We start from the raw sequence: 16,410 nt of genomic DNA, 5'->3' as shown, positions 1-16,410 counted from the left end.
TCACTCCGGTCGCGGAACCGATTTAAGACGCCGCGGTCAACTCCTGACAATGACACGGGTGATCCACACCGGCGACACCCACATCGGGTACAGGCAGTATCACTCGCCGGAGCGCCGTCGGGACTTCCTCGACGCGTTCCGGGGGGTCGTCGCCGACGCGATCGAGGACGATGTCGACGCCGTCGTTCACGCCGGCGACCTGTTCCACGACCGCCGGCCGGAGCTGCGCGACCTGCAGGGCACCGTCGCCGCGCTTCGGGACCTCGCTGACGCCGATGTTCCGTTCCTCGCGGTGGTCGGCAATCACGAGACCAAGCGCGACGGCCAATGGCTCGACCTCTTCGAGGATCTTGGCCTTGCAACCCGACTCGGCGCCAGTCCCGAACTGATCGGCGACACGGCCTTCTACGGCCTCGATTTCGTCCCCGAATCCCGCCGAGGCGATCTGGACTACGAGTTCGAGCAGACCGACGCCGACCACCGGGCGCTGGTGAGCCACGGCCTGTTCGAGCCCTTCGCCCACGCCGACTGGGACACCGAGACGGTACTCGACGAATCGAACGTCGCGTTCGACGCCGTCCTGCTGGGCGACAACCATGCGCCCGGAAAGAAGGAACTCGAAGGCGCGTGGGTCACCTACTGCGGGTCGACCGAGCGCGCCAGCGCCAGCGAGCGCGACGATCGGGGCTACAACGTCGTCCGGTTCGAGAATGCCGACGCCGCCGGCACCGAGGCCGTCTCGATCACTCGCCGCGCGGTCGCCGACACGCGCGAGTTCCGCTTCGTCGACGTGGAACTCGCAGACGGCGAGGGAACCGAGCGGGTCCGTGAGCGCGTCCGCGAGCACGATGTCGAGGACGCCGTCGTGATCGTCACCGTCGAGGGCGAGGGCGAGGAGATCACGCCCGCCGCCGTCGAGGAGGTCGCCCTCGAACGCGGGGCGATGATCGCTCGCGTCAACGACCGACGGGAGATCGACGACCAGTCCGATGTCAGCGTCAGCTTCGCCGACCCCGACGACGCCGTCCGCGAGCGCCTGCGCGACCTCGGGCTCAGCTCTGCCGCCCGCGACATCGACGAGGCCGTCCGCGAGAGCAAGGTCGCCGACTCGAACGTCCGCGAAACCGTCGAGACCCAGATCCGGGAGCGTCTGGACGACGGACTCGACGCGTTCGAGGGCGTCGCCGAACCAGATGGTGAGGACGCCGCTGCTGAGAGCGCAGCCACTGATGGCGGCGACGACGAGCCCCGCGGCGACGACGCCGACACCGCAGCCGACAGCGACGGCGAGCGAGTCGCAGACGATACCAGCGCCGCAGACGCCGACACCGCAGCCGACGAGCCCACCGAAAGTGCGGACGACGAGTCCCAGTCATCCATGGAGGAGTACCTGTGAAATTCCGCGATATCCGTCTGGAGAACTTCAAGTGCTACGGCGACGCCGACCTCCGACTCGACGAGGGCGTGACGGTGATCCACGGCGTCAACGGCAGCGGCAAGTCCTCGCTGCTGGAGGCGTGTTTTTTCGCGCTGTACGGCTCGAAGGCACTCGACGACCGGACGCTCGACGACGTAGTGACCAACGGCGCCGACGACGCCGAGATCGAACTTGCCTTCGACCACGGGGGTGAGTCGTTCCGGATCGAGCGCCGCATCCGAATCTCGGGCGACCGTGCCCAGACGGCAAAGTGCGTCCTCGAAACGCCGGAGGAGACGATCGAGGGCGCCCGCGCGGTGCGGGGACACGTCGCCGATCTGCTGCGGATGGACGCCGAGGCCTTTGTCAACTGCGCGTACGTCCGGCAGGGCGAGGTCAACAAGCTGATCCACGCCTCGCCGAGCGACCGGCAAGATATGATCGACGATCTGCTCCAGCTCGGCAAACTGGAGGAGTACCGCGAGCGCGCCAGCGAGGCGCGGCTGGCGGTCAAAGACGTGCTGAGCGAGCTCCGCGGGAACGTCGACGAGATCGACGACCAGATCGAGGCCAAAGAGGAGAAGGGTCTCCACGACCGGCTCAACGAGCTCGAAAGCGCGCGCAACGAGGTCGCCGGCGAGATCGAGCGGATCGAAGGCCAACTCGAAACCGCCCGCGAGACGAAGCAGGACGCCGAATCGGTCCTCGACGAGTTCGAGGAGAAACGCGACGAGATCGACGACCTCGCCGAGGACATCGACGAGCTAGAGGCGACGATCCGCGAGACTGAAGCCGAGCGCGACCGGCTCCAAGACCGACTCGCAACGAAGCGCGAGCGCCGCGACGACCTGCGCGAGCAGCGTGACGAACTGCTCGCAAACGCGCAAGACGCCGGCGACCTCGGCGCGGACGCATCGGCGTCCAGCACTGGCTCCGACGACCTCGTCGAGGCAGTCGAGGACACCGTCGACGACCTCCGCGAGGAGGACGAGCAGCTCCGCGACGACCTCGAAGCGCTGAACGTCGAGATCCAAGAGTACGCGAGCGACGCCGAGAACGCCCGCGAGCGCGCCGACGAACTCGAATCGACCGCCGCCGAGAAGCGCGAGGAAGCCGACGACCTCGACGCCGACCTCGACGACGACGAAGCGACGCTCGCCGAGCGCCGCGAGAAACTCGACGCGATCGACGACGAGATCGAGGCTGCGAAAGACCGCTTCGAGGACGCCCCGGTCGAGTTCGGCGACGCCGAAGCCCACCGCGAGGAACTCCGCGAGGAAAAGGACGACCTCGAAGACGAACTCGCCGACGTGCGCGCCGAACTACAGACCGCCCGCTCGAAGGTCGAAGAGGCCGAAGAGTTGCTGGCGGAAGGCAAGTGTCCCGAGTGTGGCCAGCCGGTCGAGGACTCTCCCCACGTCGATACGCTCGACGACGACAAAGCGCGCGTCGAGGAGCTCGACGCAGAGCGCGAGGCGCTCGAAGCCGACCTCGAAACCGTCGAGGACGACATCGAGACTGCGACCGACCTCGTCGAAGCCGAGCGCGAGGCAGACCAGTTCCGGGAGAACCGCGACAGCGTCGAACAACTGATCGACGAGCGCGAAGCGACGCTCGAAGACAAGCGCGAGCGCGTCGAGCGACTCCGCGAGGAAGCCGCCGAACACGAGGCCGACGCGGAAGCAAAGCGCGAGGAGGCCGCTGACGCCGAGGCGCAGGCCGACGAACGCCGCGAGCAGATCGCTGAGATCAACGCCGAGCGGGGTGACCTGCGCGAGCGACGCGAACGGCTCGAATCGCTCGCGGACGCGCTCGACGACCTCGACGGCGTCGAGGCCGACATCGAGGACTTGCGCGAAAAGCGCGCCGCAAAGGCCGATCTGAACGACGAGCGCCGGGAGCGCCTCTCCGAAAAGAAAGAGCGCAAGCGCAAACTGGAAGCCGAGTTCGACGCCGACCGAGTCGAGGAGGCCCGCTCGGAGAAACAGCGCGCAGAAACGTACGTCGAGCAGGCCGAGTCGGAACTCGAGGAGCTGCGCGAAGACCGCGACGACCTGATCGACCGGATCGGCGGCGTCCGGAACGAACTCGACGAGCTCGAATCCTTGCGCGAGCGCCGCGAGCAACTCGCCGAACGCCGCGACGCGCTGGAGTCGCTGTACGACGAGGCCGAACAGCTCCAGCAGACCTACGGCGACCTGCGCGCGGAACTTCGCCAGCACAACGTCGAAACCCTAGAGCGGATGCTCAACGAGACGTTCGATCTGGTCTACCAGAACGATTCGTACTCCCACATCGAACTCGACGGCGAGTACGAGCTCACGGTGTACCAGAAAGACGGCGAGGCGCTGGCTCCCGAACAGCTGTCGGGCGGCGAGCGCGCGCTGTTCAACCTGAGCCTGCGGTGTGCGATCTACCGGCTGCTCGCGGAAGGGATCGACGGCGCGGCGCCGATGCCGCCGCTGATCCTCGACGAACCGACCGTGTTCCTCGATTCGGGGCACGTCTCGCAACTGGTCGAACTCGTCGGATCGATGCGGGATCTGGGTGTCGAACAGATCGTCGTGGTCAGCCACGACCAAGAGCTGGTCGGGGCGGCCGACGCCGTCGTTCACGTCCGCAAGGATCCGACGACGAACCGCTCGACCGTCGAGCGCGGCGAGGCGCCGTCGCTGCTGGCAGAATAGCTACTCGCGCAGCGCGTTGAGGGCTTCCCGCGTCGTCTCGGTGGCATCGTAGCCCCGCTCGCCCGCGACCGTCGCTTCTTCGATCAGTCCCGCCGCGCGAAGCTCGGCCAGCCGGCCGTGGAGATCGCTCTCGCACTGGTCGTAGGCGCCGAGCATGTCGCGGACGGCGACCGGCCCGCGGTCGGCCAGATCGGCCAGCAGGCCCAGTCCGGCCTCGTCGTGGACGCCGGAGACGACGCGCCGAACCGACTCCGGAATTCCGCTCGCAGCAGTTTCCAGCGGCGTCTCCCCGTCGACGGGGTCGAGCGTGTCGTTCTCGATGTACCGCTCTTGGCCGGTCTCCGGATCCCGAACGAGGCTGCTGTCGCCGGACTCTTTGAGAAGAACGTAGCGCTTGCCGGTCTCGTCTCGAACCGTTCGCATCGGCTGTTTGTTGGCGTCGACAGGGGTTAGGCCCACCGATGTCCGCGATGTGAGCCGGACGCCGGCATCCTCGGCAGCGGCGTCGACCAGCGGCTATCCGTACTCGTAGCGCCTGTAGATGCGGTAGGCGTGGGCGCCGCCGAGCAGTCCCACTAAGAGCAGCCCCCCGCCCAACTGGAGGCGTCCGCGGAAGACGATGTACATGACGCCGAGGCTGGCCGCCAGAATCGCCATATTCAGCAGGACGACGACGCTCCAGAACATCTTCTGGAGCTCCTCGGAGGCTTCCGACGCTGGAGGTGCCTCGGGCGGCGTCGGAATGTCGGGCCCGAGCTCCAGATCGGCCTCCGGGTCGGGCTCCTCGGGTTCCTCGTCCGCTCGTTCGTCGAATACCACAATCGGAGTTCGAAGCCGACAACAAAAAGCGTCCCGTCTGCACTCGGGCTGACTACACCTGCTCGGCGAGAGAGAGCGTCACCGAGGCCTCCATCCACGCGAGCGGATTCTGCGCGTCGAAAAACACCGTCCCGTCGTCGGTCTCGTAGCGCTCGACGGTCTCGGTGCCTTGGGGCTGGCTCGCTCCGGTCGTCGCGCTGTCCCACTGGCCGGCTGCTGCGTGGTCTGACACTGGCGTCACCTCTGGGGCGTGGTATGTGTTACCACAATATATGCTTTGTCGTCGTCGGACTGTGCGCGCCCAGTGCTTTAGTGTGGTGGCTCATAACAGCAAACGATGGGAGACACCCCCCTCGATCGGCGGGCGTTCCTCGCGACCGGTGCCAGTGCAGTGGTGGCAGCGTTGGCCGGCTGTAACTCACAGCCGTCGGCCACTACTGCGGCGCCCCAGTCCCAAGAATCGCCCTCAAACGACAGTTCACCGTCGGACAGCCCGTACACCGATGTGTACGAGGCGGTCGCTGATTCGATCGTCCTGATCCGTGCCGGCAGCGGCCAAGGGACGGGGTTCGTCTACGATCAACAGCACCTCATCACCAACGCGCACGTCGTCGGCGGCGCAAGTTCGGTCGACGTGCAGTACGCCGGCGGATCGTGGGCACAAGGCGACGTGGTCGGTGTCGACCCCCACAGCGATCTCGCGGTGGTCGGCGTCGAGGACCGGCCCGACGACGCAGCGCCGCTCCCGCTCGTGCAGGGACAAGCGACGGTCGGACAGGAGGTCGTCGTGATCGGTAATCCCTACTCGCTCGACGGAACCGTCACGACCGGCATCGTCAGCGGCGTCAATCGCTCGATTCCGGCGCCCTCTGGCTTTCGCATCCCCGACGCGATCCAGACCGACGCGGCGGTCAACCCTGGTAACAGCGGCGGTCCGCTGGTCTCGCTCGACGGCGAAGTGCTCGCCGTCGTCAACTCCGGCGGCGGCGACAACATCGCCTTCGGCATCTCGGCGCCGCTTGTCCACCGCGTCGTTCCCCGCTTGATCGAGTCGGGAGAATACAACCACCCCTACCTCGGCGCGTCGTTCACGCCGGTCACGCCCAACATCGCGGCGGCGAACGAACTCGACCGACCGGACGGTATCTTCGTCCTCACCGTCACGCAGGGCGGGCCGGCAGACGGCGTCCTCCAAGGAGCGAGCGACGTAACGCGCGTCGATGGCGTCCGCGTCCCGGTCGGCGGTGACATCGTCGTCGGCGTCGACGGCAACGATATCGCCACCCCAGAGGACCTCCGGAGCTATCTGGCGCTGAACACGAGCCCCGGTGAAACGATACGGTGTCGGATCCGTCGCAACGGCGCCGAGCAGACCGTCGAGATCGAACTCGGTATCCGACCCGAACGGCCGACAGGCGTGGTGTGACGCCTCGGCGTCGCCGAGTGCCACAGTCCGCTGGCCGGCGACGACCGCACATCCCGCAGTAGGACCTACACTTTTGGCCGCCCCACCGCAATCGAGAGTATGACCCGCAGGAGCCTGTTGTTCACGCCGGGCGACCGCGAGGCAATGTTGCGCAAGGCGCCGACGACGGGAGCCGACATCATCGCGTTCGATCTCGAAGACGCCGTCGCACCCGCCGACAAAGATGACGCCCGACAGACGGTCGCCGACGTACTGACGGATCCGTCGTTCGACCCCGACTGCGAAGTGTTCGTTCGTACAAATCCACTTCCCGAGGGCAGGACCGATCTGGCGGTCGTCCTCGACGACTCCGAGGCAGTGCTCGATGGCCTGATCGTACCGAAGGCGTCGAGCGCCGCGTCGGTGACGGAACTTGCCGACGCGGCTGCCGAGCACGGCCGCGAACTGCCCGTACTTGCGCTCGTCGAATCCGCCGCAGGCGTGCTAGCAGCGCCCGAAATCGCCGCGGCGACGCCGACGGACGGCCTGCTCTTTGGCGCAGAAGATTTGGCCGCGGATCTGGGGGCAACCCGAACCAGCGGGGGGACGGAGGTACTGTACGCCCGCGAGCGCGTCGTCGCCGCCGCGCGGGCAGCTGGCGTCGACGCGATCGACACGCTCTACACCGCGATCGACGACGAAGACGGACTCCGCGAAGACGCCGCGTTCGCCCGCCAGTTGGGCTACGACGGGAAGATGGCGATCCATCCAGCACAGGTTGATCCGATTCACGACGCGATGACGCCCGACGCCGAGCAGATTGAGTGGGCCCGCCGCGTTCTGGACGCGCGTCCAGCGTCCAACACCGTGGTGTACGAGGTCGACGGCGAGATGATCGACGCTCCCTTGATTCGGCAGGCAGAACGCATTCTCTCGCGCGTTCCCGACGACGAATCGGATACCGGTCAGTAACGCCACGCCGCTGGCCGTTCAGCACCGATATCGGAACCGCTCGATTGCCGAGTTGCTCACGGTTGCTCCTCGATAGTGTTTAACCGAGACTTAGATCTTTGAATATACATATATCATAATACCCTCTTTGGGTATATATATACTATCAAGGAGCATTGTATACCGCTAGTCTTAACCCGCATCTCCTACCATGCGGACGTATGGCAGAAGAAGCGAACCCGTTCGAGAGTCTGCAAGAGCAGATCGACGAGGCCGCCGAGTACCTCGACGTCGGCGACGACGTCATCGAGCGCCTCAAGCACCCCGAGCGCGTGCTCGAGACGAACCTTTCGGTCGAGATGGACGACGGCTCGATCGAGGTCTTCAAGGCGTTCCGATCGCAGTTCAACGGCGACCGCGGCCCCTACAAGGGCGGCATCCGCTACCACCCGCAGGTATCCCGCGACGAGGTACGCGCGCTGTCGGGCTGGATGGCCTACAAGACGGCGACCGTCGGCATCCCGCTGGGCGGCGGCAAGGGCGGCATCATCATCGACCCCGACCAGTACTCCGAGAGCGAACTCGAACGCATCACCCGCGCGTTCGCCGAGGAGATCACGCCCCTGATCGGCGAGGACAAGGACGTTCCCGCGCCCGACGTGAACACGGGCCAGCGGGAGATGAACTGGATCAAGGACACCTACGAGACCCTCGAAAACACGACCGAGCCCGGCGTCATCACGGGCAAGGACATCTCCAGCGGCGGCAGTGAGGGCCGCGTCGAGGCGACCGGCCGCTCGACGGTCATCGCCGCCCGCGAGGCCTTCGACTACCTCGACAAGGACGTCGAGGGCGCCACCGTCGCCGTGCAGGGTTACGGGAACGCCGGCTGGATCACCGCGAAGCTCATCGACGAGATGGGCGCCGACGTGGTCGCAGTGTCGGACTCCAGCGGCGGCATCTACAACGCCGACGGCTTCGACCCCGTCGACGCCAAGCAGCACAAGCGCGAAACCGGCAGCGTCGTCGGCTACAGCGAGGCCGAGGAGGAAGTCAGCAACGACGAACTGCTGACGCTCGACGTGGACCTGCTGGTCCCCGCCGCGCTCGAAAACGCCATCGACGAGGACCTCGCCCACGACATCCAGGCCGACGTGATCTCCGAGGCCGCCAACGGCCCGATCACGCCCGAAGGCGACACCGTGCTCGAGGACAAGGACGTGCTGACCGTGCCGGACATCCTCGCCAACGCCGGCGGCGTCACCGTGAGCTACTTCGAGTGGGTCCAGAACCGCCAGCGCTTCTACTGGGACGAGGACACCGTCAACGAGCGCCTCGAAGACATCATCGTCGAGCAGTTCGACACGCTCGTCGACGCCTACGAGGAGCACGACCTGCCGAGCATGCGCGTGGCCGCCTACGTCGTGGCGATCCAGCGCGTCGTCGACTCCTACGAGCAGTCGGGCAACTGGCCCTGAGTTCGGCTCGCTAACGACCGATTCCGTTTTTTACTGCAGCCGTTCGGTAGTCTCGACCAGCGGATGTCGCGCGTAGTCGACGACCTCGACGTCGTCGAGCGATTCCAGCCCCTCGCGGTCCGCCGTTCGCTGCATCCCTAGTTCGAGCGCCGGGTCGATCACGATGACGTAGGCGTCCATCTCGTCGACGCCGACCCGATCGGCGGCCAGCACCCGATGGTGGCCGTCGGCCAGCAGCAACTCGCCGCCGTTGTCGATGACGACCAGCGGCTCCGCGAGGCCGTGTTCGAGCTCGTAGCGTCGGCCTTCGAGTTCGTCGGCGTACACTTTCCCCTGCGTCGGCGTCAGCGCGTCGAGTGCGACCGTTCGACGCTCTTGGCGCAACTCGACGCCGTGGATGTTCTCTAAGGTCCGCATCAGTTTGCCGACCTTCTCCGGCGTCGCGCGCTCGATCTGGCTCCGGATCACGTCGGCGTTGCTGATGATCCCGACGAGATTGCCCGCGTCGTCGACGACCGGGAGCTTCTGGATGCCCGAGCGCAGTATGACGCGCGCGGCCTCGTTGACCTTCATTTCCGGGTGGGCGACGATCAGGTCCGTCGTCATCACCTTAAACAGCGGGTCGTCGTCGTCAGCGAGCAACAGGTCGCGCGCGCTGACGAAGCCCTCTACTCGGCGTCGCTCACAGACCGGAAAGCCGCTGTGCTCGTCGCTCTCGGCGATCTGGGTCGCCACGTCTGCGACCGTATCGTCCGGTGCAACTGTGACGACGTCTTGGGTCATGTACTCGCTGACCCGCGCCTTGCCGGTCGTGTCGGCTACCCCCATGTGAGCACAGATCGGCTCCAGCAACGAAAAACCTGTCTCGGCCCGTTACTCCTCGTCGACGTACTCGCCGCCGCTGTCGGGGGCCAGTCCGCCACTGTCGTCCGCCAAACGAAGCGGGAAGTCGAACTCGGCAATCGCCGAGACGTGCTCCTGTGGAAGCTCGAACGGCCGCTCGCGCAGGGCGTCGTAGAAGCGATCCCTGATCACAGCCTCGATCGCGTCCCGGGCCGCATCGCCGTCCTCGTCGGCCGTCGATAGCATCCCGACGGGGATCTGGGCGCCCGCCATGTCCGTGTGTCCGCCCGCGCTCCCGATCTGATTGTACGCTAGACGGAGCGTCTCGCCGAGATCCAGTGACGACCCTTGGGCCCGCGCCGACACGTAGACGACGCCGTCCAAGAGCCCGAACGCGACAGTCGTCGTCACGCCGTCCATATCGAGCAGTTTGTCGGCGGCTTGGGCGAGGGCATCGCGGTCGGCCAACTCGCCGACGAAGCTCGTCAGGATCGAGCCGCGCTGGTCGCGGTTGCGAATCGCGCTGGCGACCGTTTCGAGCGTGTCTCCCGAGACGTTCGGCGACTCGACGCGTTCGAGCAGCGCGATGTCGGCGTGGGGGACGAGCGTGCCGGCTGCCTCGAAGTCGGACTGGGAGACTTCGCGGGTGAAATCCCACGTGTCGATCCGGATGCCGTACAGCAGCGCCGTAGCGACCGTCTCGTCGATTTCGAGCCCGAACTCGGTGAAATACTCAGTCAAGAGCGTGCTCGTCGCGCCGACGCTGTGGCGCAGATCGACGAAGTCGGCGTCGACCGGACCGCGAGGCGGGTGGTGGTCGATCACAACGTCGACCGACAGCGTCTCCGGCAGTTGATCGTTGACCCCCGGTCGGCTGTGGTCGACCAGTGCGAACCCCTCGAACTCCGAGAGATGTTCGGGGTCGTCGGGGTCGAGTCGCCGCAGGTCGAGATCGAGCAGGTTGACGAGCGCTCGGTTCTCCTGATGTGAAATGTCGCCGTAGTAACACGCTTCGGCGTCCGCGCCGACGGCGCCGGCCAGTTGGGTCAGCGCCAGCGCGCTGGCGATGGCGTCGGGGTCGGGGTTGTCGTGGGCGACGACCGCGATCGGACCCTCGATCGACTGCAACGTTCGTCGTAGTTCGCGCGCCCGCTTGCCCGTATCGCCCGAGACGAGTTCGAGCACTCTGTCAGCGGTCGCGGTTCCGGGATCGATCAGCTGGTCCGCGTGCCGGTCGATCCGGCGTCGCTGGGCGTCGCTGGGCCGATAGCCGGTGTAGGCGACGATCAACGCGCCGGGATACACAGTCCGCGCGACGCGTGCGATCGTCGCGTTTCGCGCGGGATCGTCGCTACCGACGAACACCACTTCGGCGTCAGGATGGGCCGATTCGAGCGTCTCCGGATCGGTCGGGTCGGCATCAGTGACCCGTCGCCCGTCCCCCCGAAGCGTGTCGATGCGCTCCGTGTCGTCGGTGATCACACGGAGGCGGCCGCCGCTCTCGACGACTCGCTCGACGAGCGCCTGACAGACGGCGCCACTCCCTAGAACGAGCCGAGTGACCATATCCTCCGTATCCGGGCCTGTGGTTAAAACCTACCGTCTCCGAGAACGAGCGGCCGCATCAGAAGAATCGCGTCGACGAAATCGGTTGCGGCCAACGGTCAGGCGACCGTCCGCGGCGTCAGGCCAGCAGCGCGGCGGCGGCGTCGACCGCCGTCGAGACGACGGGGTTGAACGCCACCAGCAGCACGACCGTCACGACCGCCGCCGCGATGACGGCGGTGTAGAGCCCGACCGGCTGACTGGTGATCTCCAGATCGTCGGCGGGATCCTCGATCCACATCGCCTTGGCCAGCCGCGAGTAGTAGTACAGCGACAGCGCGCTCGTGATGGCGCCGACCGCGGCGAGCCACCAGATCCCGTTCGTGACCGCCGATCCGAACAGGAAGTACTTGCTGATGAAGCCGGCGCCGATCGGCAGCCCTGCGAGGTTAAACAGGAACACGGTCATCGCCAGCGAGGCGACCGGCGCCTTCGTGGCCAGTCCGTTGAAGTCCTCGAAGGTGCGACCGACCTCCCAGTGTTCGGCCAGCGCGATAAACAGGAACGCGCCGGTGTTCATGAAGCCGTAGACCAGCAGGTGCAGCATGGCACTTCCGAGAACGAACTCGTTGTACGCGCCGCCGCTGGTCAGGGCTGCCAGCCCGATCAGGGCGTAGCCGGCGTGGCCGACCGAGGAGTACGCCAGCATCCGCTTGACGTTCTCCTGAACTGCTGCGGCGAAGTTGCCAAGCACCATCGTAACGACGGCCAGCACCTGAAAGACGAGCATCCACTCGATCCCGTTGGCGACCGACGCGATCGGGAACGCTTCGGCGAACACGCGGAACGCCAGCACGAAGCCGGCGGCCTTCGACGCCGAAGAGAGGAAGGCGCTGATCGGTGCGGGCGCGCCCTCGTAGGCCTCGGGCGCCCAGAAGTGGAAGGGGACGGAAGCAGTCTTGTAGGCCAGCCCGCCCACGATCATCAACACGCCGAGCGCGAGGATGCCTTGGTCGAACCCGCCCTCTGCGACCTGCGTTGCGACCTCGCCGAACGCGAGGTGGCCGGTGGAGACGTACACCAGACTGATGCCGTACAGGAAGATCGCCGAGGACAGCGCGCCGATCAGGAAGTATTTCAGACCGGCTTCGACGCTCCCGCGATCGTGTTTGAGGAACGCGACCAGTGCGAACGACGGCAGGCTCGCCAGCTCGAGCGCGATGAATGCGGTGACGAAACTGTCGGCCATCGCCATCGTCGCCATCCCGGTCGCGGCCAGCAGCACAAGCGAGTAGAACTCGCCCGCGTGGGGCTGGCCGTCGAGATAGTCGTAGCTGGCGATCAACACCAGCGCGGTGACGCTGGTGACGACGGCGACGAAGAACAGCGCCATCTGGTCGACGATCAGGGCGCCGCCGAACAGCTCGAACAGCCCCTGAACGCCCGCTTGTTCCGGATCGCCGCCGACGCCGACGCCGATGCCGATATACCAGATCGTCATGCCGAGCGCCGCCAGCGTGCCCGCGATCGACGTGCCGGCGACCAGCCGGTAGCTCGTCGAATCGGGGTCGATGCTGTCGATCAGGAACGTCAGGATCGCCGTCCCGACCAGCAGCAACACCGGTGCGAGCACCCTGTACGTGTCGAGGTCTGAGATTGCTATTTCAGCCATTGTTATGCACCTCCCACCGCCGGAATCGCTCCGACGGCGTCACGAATCATCTCGAAGGCCAACTCGGGTGCAACGCCCAGCAGGATCACGAGTCCGAGCAGCGTGAACAGCGGCAACACGTCGTGTGCCGGTGCGCGCGTCACCTCGTAGTCGGTCTCCAGACTGAACGGCCCGAACAGCGTCCGCTGCATCGCAAACAGCAGGTAGCCTGCAACGATGACGATGCCGAACATCGCCAGCCCGGTGAAGACCGGCGCGTACGTGCCGATCGACTCGGTGGCGCCGAAGGCGCCCGCGAACACGTAGAACTCGGCTGCGAACCCGCTCATCAGCGGCAGGCCCATATAGCCGAAGGCGCCCGCGAGGAAGATGCCCGTCGTGATGGGCATCCGATCGGCCAGTCCGGACATGTCCGTCACCATCCGGGTGTGGGTCGTGTTGTAGATGACGCCGACCGCCATGAACATCAGCCCGGAAATCAGGCCGTGGCTGACCATCTGGAACGTCGCGCCGCCGACGCCGTAGACGGTGTAGGCGACGAGTCCGAGGATCACGTACCCCATCGAGGAGACCGAGGAGTACGCGACGATTCGCTTGAGGTCCTGCTGGGCCAGCGCCAGCATCGCGCCGTAGATCACCGAGATCACGGCGAGGCCGGCGAGCAGCCACGCGAACTCGGTGGCCACGTCCGCCAGCATCGTGAAGTTGAACCGGAGCAGGGCGTAGGTCCCCATCTTCAGGAGGACGCCCGCCAGCAGCACCGACACCGGGGTCGGCGCCTCGACGTGGGCGTCCGGCAGCCACGTGTGGACCGGAACGACGGGCACCTTCACCGCGAACCCGGCGAACATCGCAAAGAACACGGCCGTTTTGAGCGCGCCCGCGGAGATGCCCGGGAACGCGCTCGGGGCGGCGTCGTTGACCACCAACGCCGTCGCCACGTCAGCCATGTCGAACGTGTCGATGCCGAGCCCGATCACGAGCGCGACGTAGCCGATGAACATCACGAGCGACGCGATGTTCGTGTAGACGAAGAACTTGATCGCGGCGTACTTCCGGCGCGGACCGCCCCAGACGCCGATGAGGAAGTACATCGGGATCAGAACGGCCTCCCAGAAGACGAACCAGACGAAGAAGTCAAGCGCGGAGAACACGCCGATCAGGGCCGCCTCCATGAACAGCACCAGCCCGTAGAACTGGGACTGGCGCTCGTCGATCGGCGTCCACGCGCTGACGATCGCAAGCGTCGTCAGGATCGTCGTGAGCGCGAGCAGCGGCATGCTGATGCCGTCGAGGCCGACGTGCCAATCGAGGCGGAACAAGTTCCCGACCTCGATCCACGTCGTTCGCGTGTAGAACGCGACGTTTTCGGACGACGCGAGCAGGGCGTTCCCGCTGGCGTCGAACTGGCTGTACATGAACAGGCTCCCGACGACCGGGAGCAGGCTGACGCCGAAGGCCAGGCGGCCGGCGTACCTGTCGGGTGCTAGGAACACCGCGGCCGCGCCGACCAGACAAACTGCGATAAGCGCTTCGATCATCATAGCAACCACCCTCCGGCGAGGCCGAAGGCGACGATAAGCACGACGAGGCTCAACGCGAGCAGCGCCGCGTAGTTCGTGACGATACCGGTTTGGATGCGACGGATCCGATCGCCGCTGAACAGGCTGACGCTGCTGGCGCCGTTGACGACGCCGTCGACGACGCCTTGGTCGAACGTGTCCGCGGCTCGGGCGGTCTGCATCGTGACGCCCTCGGCGAGCCACACTTGGAACTCGTCCAAGTAGTAGTTGCTAAAGAGCACCTCCCGGACCGACCCGAGGTTCTCGGTGTGGGGTTCGGGGCTGGCGACGTTGTACAGGAAGTACGCCAGACCGACGCCGGCCAGTGCGAGCCCCAGCGAGAGCCCCGCCGAGATCAGCACGGTCGGCACCACGCCGCCGAGGATCGTCCCGGCCGAGTAGTGCGCGAAGTCGTGGAGCAGGTTTCCGTAGTGGTGGGCCGACAGCGCGGCGAACTCGCCGGACTGACTGTCGAGCCACCCGTGCAGGTAGTCGATGCCCTTGATGCCGAGTACCTTCTGGACCGGCACCATGTTGACGAAGCCGGCGACGACCGCCAGCGTCCCGAGCACGGTCAGTGGCCCCTTGACGTTCCAGCGAACGCCGTGGGGGTCACGCGCCGTGTCCGAGCGCGGTTCGCCGTGGAAGGTGAGAAACACCATACGGAAGGTGTAGAAGCCGGTGAAGAAGACGGCGAGCAGGCCCATCGCCCAGGCGGCAAAGAGCAGCGTCGAGCCACCCAGACCGTGAGCCAGCGCCTCGTAGAGCACTTCGTCTTTCGACCAGAAGCCCGAGAACGGGAAGATGCCCGCGAGCGCGAGCGAGCCCGCGAGGAAGGTCGCGTAGGTCACGGGCATCTTGTCCTTGAGACCGCCCATGTCCCACATGTCCTCGTTGTGGTGCATGGCGATGATCACCGACCCGGCGCCGAGGAACAGCAGCGCCTTGAAGAACGCGTGGGTCATCAGGTGGAAGACCGCGGCGACGTAGCCACCCGACCCCAGCGCGAGCATCATATACCCGTACTGCGAGATCGTCGAGTACGCCAGCACCTGCTTGAGCTCGTTCTTGACGACGCCCATCGTCGCCGCGAACAGTGCGGTGAAGCCGCCGACGAAGGCGATGATCGCCAGCGCGGTCGGGCTGAGCGCGTAGAAGCCGTACATCCGCGCGACGAGGTACACGCCGGCCGCGACCATCGTCGCGGCGTGGATCAGCGCGGAGACGGGCGTCGGGCCCTCCATCGCGTCGGGGAGCCACGTGTGAAGCGGGAACTGCGCGGACTTACCGACGACGCCGCCCAGCACCAGCAGGCCCAGAATCGTGAACCACGTCTGCGGGTCGAAGCCGAGGTACGTTGTGATCTCGGCACTCCCTTCAGGGGAAAGCACCTGCTCGGCGATCGCGGGGAACGACTCGGCGCCCGCGAACTGTGTCGTGCCGAACGTCGCTAGGATGCCGACGACGCCGATCAGGAAGAAGTAGTCACCGAAGCGGGTGACCAAGAACGCCTTCTTCGCGGCCGACGGCGCGCTCTCCGTGCGGAAGTGGAACCCGATCAGCAGGAACGAGCACAGGCCCACCAGCTCGAAGAACATGAACGCCATCAGCAGGTTGTCGGCGAACACGAACGAGAGCATGCTGAACGTAAAGAGACCCAGCCCGGCGTAGTACCGTGGCAGGCCCGTCTCGCCCTCGTCGTTCATGTAGCCCAAGCTGAACACGTGGACCAGCAGCGCGACCAGCGAGACGATGACCAGCATCAGCGAGGACAGCGGATCGACCAGAATGCCGAAGGTCAGCTCCGGTGCGCCGGCGGCGTCGGGACTGACCCACGTGTACAGCGTCTCCTGATGAGATCCGTTACCCCGGACCTGGACGAACGTCAGCACAGACAGCACGAGCGACCCGGCCGTGGCGGCGATACCACCGAACGCGCCGCCTTTGGGCATATACTTGCCCGCGACCAGCGCGAGCAGGAACGATACGAACGGGAGTGCGGCGATCGCCGGAACGTATTCGAACGCCATC

The 16,410-nt window shown here is 66.2% G+C and carries 13 protein-coding genes; 5 read left to right on the top strand and 8 right to left on the bottom strand.

The genetic code is table 11. The features are described from left to right. Positions 1-49: 49 nt before the first annotated feature. A complete protein-coding gene (mre11, locus tag CRO01_RS10670; RefSeq protein ID WP_097009104.1) occupies positions 50-1,396 on the top strand; it encodes a DNA double-strand break repair protein Mre11 in 1,347 nt (448 codons plus the stop codon). Next, positions 1,393-4,104, top strand: a complete 2,712-nt coding sequence (rad50, locus tag CRO01_RS10665) for a DNA double-strand break repair ATPase Rad50 (protein WP_097009103.1) — start codon at positions 1,393-1,395, stop codon at positions 4,102-4,104. Before mre11 ends, rad50 begins: the two co-directional genes overlap by 4 nt. Here the strand turns inward: rad50 and CRO01_RS10660 are convergent, their stop codons facing one another. The 3 genes from CRO01_RS10660 to CRO01_RS10650 form a co-directional block, all read right to left on the bottom strand. Continuing rightward, positions 4,105-4,527, bottom strand: a complete 423-nt coding sequence (locus CRO01_RS10660) for a DUF7346 family protein (protein WP_097009102.1) — start codon at positions 4,525-4,527, stop codon at positions 4,105-4,107. A 93-nt stretch (positions 4,528-4,620) separates the two neighbouring features. Continuing rightward, positions 4,621-4,923, bottom strand: coding sequence for a DUF7322 domain-containing protein (locus CRO01_RS10655; RefSeq protein ID WP_097009101.1), 303 nt, complete (start codon positions 4,921-4,923; stop codon positions 4,621-4,623). 52 nt (positions 4,924-4,975) lie between these two features. After that, entirely contained in the window at positions 4,976-5,164 is a 189-nt protein-coding gene (locus CRO01_RS10650) for a DUF7331 family protein (protein WP_375097337.1), read from the bottom strand. A 96-nt stretch (positions 5,165-5,260) separates the two neighbouring features. Between CRO01_RS10650 and CRO01_RS10645 the strand changes: the two genes are divergently transcribed. The 3 genes from CRO01_RS10645 to CRO01_RS10635 all read left to right on the top strand — a co-directional run bounded on the left by CRO01_RS10645 (position 5,261) and on the right by CRO01_RS10635 (position 8,757). Next, a complete protein-coding gene (locus CRO01_RS10645; RefSeq protein ID WP_097009100.1) occupies positions 5,261-6,349 on the top strand; it encodes a S1C family serine protease in 1,089 nt (362 codons plus the stop codon). A gap of 99 nt (positions 6,350-6,448) precedes the next feature. Next, positions 6,449-7,300, top strand: a complete 852-nt coding sequence (locus CRO01_RS10640; protein WP_097009099.1) for an HpcH/HpaI aldolase/citrate lyase family protein — start codon at positions 6,449-6,451, stop codon at positions 7,298-7,300. A 200-nt stretch (positions 7,301-7,500) separates the two neighbouring features. Next, positions 7,501-8,757: a Glu/Leu/Phe/Val family dehydrogenase gene (locus tag CRO01_RS10635; RefSeq protein WP_097009098.1), complete on the top strand. Its 1,257-nt coding sequence runs from the start codon at positions 7,501-7,503 to the stop codon at positions 8,755-8,757. Between the two features lie 30 nt (positions 8,758-8,787). On the opposite strand, the gene CRO01_RS10630 is transcribed toward CRO01_RS10635, so the two are convergent. The 5 genes from CRO01_RS10630 to nuoL all read right to left on the bottom strand — a co-directional run bounded on the left by CRO01_RS10630 (position 8,788) and on the right by nuoL (position 16,409). Then, a complete protein-coding gene (locus tag CRO01_RS10630; protein WP_097009097.1) occupies positions 8,788-9,585 on the bottom strand; it encodes a CBS domain-containing protein in 798 nt (265 codons plus the stop codon). A gap of 45 nt (positions 9,586-9,630) precedes the next feature. Continuing rightward, positions 9,631-11,166, bottom strand: a complete 1,536-nt coding sequence (locus tag CRO01_RS10625) for a DHH family phosphoesterase (RefSeq protein WP_097009096.1) — start codon at positions 11,164-11,166, stop codon at positions 9,631-9,633. Between the two features lie 118 nt (positions 11,167-11,284). Beyond that, positions 11,285-12,817 (bottom strand): NADH-quinone oxidoreductase subunit N, encoded by a 1,533-nt coding sequence (locus CRO01_RS10620; protein WP_097009095.1) that lies wholly within the window; start codon positions 12,815-12,817, stop codon positions 11,285-11,287. A gap of 2 nt (positions 12,818-12,819) precedes the next feature. Continuing rightward, positions 12,820-14,361: a complex I subunit 4 family protein gene (locus CRO01_RS10615; RefSeq protein WP_097009094.1), complete on the bottom strand. Its 1,542-nt coding sequence runs from the start codon at positions 14,359-14,361 to the stop codon at positions 12,820-12,822. Beyond that, positions 14,358-16,409, bottom strand: a complete 2,052-nt coding sequence (nuoL, locus tag CRO01_RS10610) for an NADH-quinone oxidoreductase subunit L (protein WP_097009093.1) — start codon at positions 16,407-16,409, stop codon at positions 14,358-14,360. Before nuoL ends, CRO01_RS10615 begins: the two co-directional genes overlap by 4 nt. Position 16,410: the final 1 nt, after the last annotated feature.

Origin of the sequence: Natronoarchaeum philippinense, from assembly GCF_900215575.1 — an archaeon.
Classification (GTDB): Archaea; Halobacteriota; Halobacteria; order Halobacteriales; family Natronoarchaeaceae; genus Natronoarchaeum; species Natronoarchaeum philippinense.
This window is presented reverse-complemented; position numbering and strand designations above follow the sequence as displayed.

What these genes read in the sequence shown, in the direction of transcription:
- mre11 (WP_097009104.1), top strand. Translation starts at nt 50, where the DNA reads ATGACACGGGTGATCCACACCGGCGACACCCACATCGGGTACAGGCAG.
- CRO01_RS10660 (WP_097009102.1), bottom strand. Translation starts at nt 4,527, where the DNA reads ATGCGAACGGTTCGAGACGAGACCGGCAAGCGCTACGTTCTTCTCAAA.
- CRO01_RS10645 (WP_097009100.1), top strand. Translation starts at nt 5,261, where the DNA reads ATGGGAGACACCCCCCTCGATCGGCGGGCGTTCCTCGCGACCGGTGCC.
- CRO01_RS10640 (WP_097009099.1), top strand. Translation starts at nt 6,449, where the DNA reads ATGACCCGCAGGAGCCTGTTGTTCACGCCGGGCGACCGCGAGGCAATG.
- CRO01_RS10635 (WP_097009098.1), top strand. Translation starts at nt 7,501, where the DNA reads ATGGCAGAAGAAGCGAACCCGTTCGAGAGTCTGCAAGAGCAGATCGAC.
- CRO01_RS10630 (WP_097009097.1), bottom strand. Translation starts at nt 9,585, where the DNA reads ATGGGGGTAGCCGACACGACCGGCAAGGCGCGGGTCAGCGAGTACATG.
- CRO01_RS10625 (WP_097009096.1), bottom strand. Translation starts at nt 11,166, where the DNA reads ATGGTCACTCGGCTCGTTCTAGGGAGTGGCGCCGTCTGTCAGGCGCTC.
- CRO01_RS10620 (WP_097009095.1), bottom strand. Translation starts at nt 12,817, where the DNA reads ATGGCTGAAATAGCAATCTCAGACCTCGACACGTACAGGGTGCTCGCA.
- CRO01_RS10615 (WP_097009094.1), bottom strand. Translation starts at nt 14,361, where the DNA reads ATGATGATCGAAGCGCTTATCGCAGTTTGTCTGGTCGGCGCGGCCGCG.
- nuoL (WP_097009093.1), bottom strand. Translation starts at nt 16,409, where the DNA reads ATGGCGTTCGAATACGTTCCGGCGATCGCCGCACTCCCGTTCGTATCG.